General features: G+C 35.8%; 2 protein-coding genes. Both read left to right on the top strand.

What is annotated here, in order from left to right:
- Nucleotides 1-307: 307 nt before the first annotated feature.
- Entirely contained in the window at nt 308-877 is a 570-nt protein-coding gene (locus Q0E71_RS06630) for a redoxin domain-containing protein (RefSeq protein ID WP_058259922.1), read from the top strand.
- A gap of 162 nt (nt 878-1,039) precedes the next feature.
- The gene (locus tag Q0E71_RS06625) at nt 1,040-2,455 is read left to right on the top strand and encodes a C69 family dipeptidase (protein WP_294797222.1); all 1,416 of its coding nucleotides are present in this window, start codon (nt 1,040-1,042) and stop codon (nt 2,453-2,455) included.
- Nucleotides 2,456-2,730 lie beyond the last annotated feature (275 nt).

The raw sequence follows: 2,730 nt of genomic DNA, 5'->3' as shown, positions 1-2,730 counted from the left end.
CCGATGTTTGCAAGCTTCATATAGTCTGTTACGAGAGATGCCGATGAGACGCAGATGATTTTTAGACCACTCACAATTTCATCTGGCGTATTAAAGGCAAAGCCCGTTATAAATAAAAATATGGCGTATAAGTATAAAATTAAGTACTTATTTCTATAATCACTAAGGTTAATCATGCTATGCGCCTCCTTATCTTATATATATTCTACCATAAAAATGGATAGAATTGATATAATATTTTTTGTGATTTATTTAGGCGAATTGGGTATATATGGATTGAGCGAAAAGCTTAATAAAGGAGGTAAAAATGACAAATTTAATAGGTAAACAATTAGACGAATTTAAGGTAAATGCATTTCAAGCAGGTAAGGACTTCTTTCAAGTAACAAACGAAGACCTAAAGGGTCACTGGAGCGTACTTTTCTTCTACCCAGGAGACTTTACATTTGTATGCCCAACTGAACTAGAAGCTCTTGCTGAAGAATATGAAAACTTTAAGAAGGCTGGCTGCGAAGTATATTCAGTTTCAACTGACTCTGAATTTGTTCATATGGAATGGCAAAAGACATCTCCAGCAGTTTCAAAAGCAAAATACGTTATGCTAGCTGATAGAGCATTTGAACTTTCTAGAATGCTTGGAGTTTTAAACGAAGAAGAAGGTCAAGCTTACAGAGGATCTTTTGTAATCAATCCAGACGGCGTTATCACTGCATATGAAATCCACGATATGGGTATAGGCAGAAGCCCTAAGGAATTACTAAGAAAAGTAGAAGCTTCAAAATTCGTTAACGAACACGGAGACAAAGTATGCCCAGCTAACTGGATGCCAGGCGAAGACACACTTACACCAGGCATGGACCTAGTAGGAACAATATAAGCTATTTACAAGAGTAGGCGCTTTTATGCCTACTCTTTTTACGTCTAGGTCATTTTAAAAAATTATCAAGATAAAGGGATAATTAGCTTGACGTATTAATATATTTAGATGTATAATAAATATATAGGCAAAACTATGTGTGTAAATTAAGGAGGTTATTTAATGAGAAAAACAGAGTGTACAACTATATTAGTAGGTAAAAAAGCGTCTATAGATGGAACTATCATCATCGCGAGAAACGAAGACTATCATGATGCAATAAACTTAAAGAAATTTGTGGTTCATGAAGCTAAGGCCAATGGAAGCGTTTATGAATCAGACAACACTAAGGTTAAAGTTGAATTGCCAAAGGGCGCAATGAGATATACAGCTATCCCATCAGACGATAAGAACGAGCCAGGCGCTTATGCCGAAGCAGGATTTAACGAATTAGGCGTTGCAGTTAGCTCGACAGAAAGCTTATACGGCAACGAAAGAGTTTTAGCACTTGATCCACTAGTACTTGATGGTATCGCAGAAGACGCTATAAATGACTTAGTTACACCATATGCAAAATCAGCTCGTGACGGAATTAAATTCTTAGGCGAACTAATTAAGAAATATGGTTCAGCTGAAGGCAATGGTATATTATTCGCTGACAAGGACGAAGCTTGGTACATGGAGATACCTACAGGACATCACTGGGTAGCAGTTAGAATACCTGATGATTGCTACGCAGTTGCTCCAAACCACGTTTGCATCGAACAAATAGACTTTAATGACAAAGAAAATTATATGTGGTCAGAAGGCATGGAAGAATTTATTAAAGAAAATAACTTAAATCCAGACTTCGAAGGATTTAACTTTAGAAAAGTTTTCGGCACATATAGAGAGCTAGATAGAGTTTATAACACACCAAGAGCTTGGTACGCACATAAACTATTATCCTCATGCGACTGTGACCCAACTTGTGGCGACATACCATTTATAAAGAAAGCTACAAGAAAGATTTCAGTTGAAGACTGCGCTAAAGTTTTAGGCTCACACTATAACGAAACAGAATTTGACCCATTAGGCTGGCAAGGAACAGAACAAGAAAAGAAGAGATTCAGATGCATCTCACTTTCAAGAACAGCTCACTCACACATCTTACAAGTATTTCCAGAACTAGACGAAAAACTTAGAGGAGTAACTTGGTTATCATTCGGAACAACAGCATTCAACCCATACGTGCCATTCTTTAACTACGTTGAAGACACACCAAAAGAATACAGAACAGTTCCTGAAAAGATGGACATCGACAACGCTTACTGGCTAGCAAAAGTCTTTGCATACTATGCAGAAGAACACTATAAATTATTTAATAGAGATACACATGAGTTCTTGCAACGTATGGCAGTCTATGGCAGACAAAGAGTTATGGAAATACAAAAAGGAGCAAAGGGCTTAGACGACAAAGCACTTATGAAATATTTGACAGAAGAAAACCAAAAGACAGCCACTTACTTCATCGAAGAAACAAAGAAACAATTACAAGATTATGCAACAAGAGCTTTGTTCACATCAAAATTAACTTTCCAAATGGATAAAAACTTATAGAGTTTAGTATTATGTATATGGATGGGGCCTTATGATGAGGCTCCATTTTTTGCTTTAGCATGAAAATAAATTATACGAGCTTGACAAATAATATGGGTGGGGTATAATGTATATATAGTCTAAAATAACTGGAGTAATTAATGAAGGAGGTACTTTATGAAAAAGTATATTAAGGCAAATTTAAAATATTTGATTCTATCAATTTTATTTGCACTACTAAGCACTATATCATTTTATTTTATAACAAGAAATATGGGTAAAGTTGTTGATGCGGC

Origin of the sequence: uncultured Fenollaria sp. (assembly GCF_934202865.1) — a bacterium.
GTDB lineage: Bacteria > Bacillota > Clostridia > Tissierellales > Peptoniphilaceae > Fenollaria.
The sequence above is the reverse complement of the archived record's forward strand: the minus strand, read 5'-3'. Positions and strand labels throughout refer to the sequence as shown.

Excerpts from the sequence above, each read along its gene's own strand:
- Q0E71_RS06630 (WP_058259922.1), top strand. The coding sequence starts at position 308 with ATGACAAATTTAATAGGTAAACAATTAGACGAATTTAAGGTAAATGCA.
- Q0E71_RS06625 (WP_294797222.1), top strand. The coding sequence starts at position 1,040 with ATGAGAAAAACAGAGTGTACAACTATATTAGTAGGTAAAAAAGCGTCT.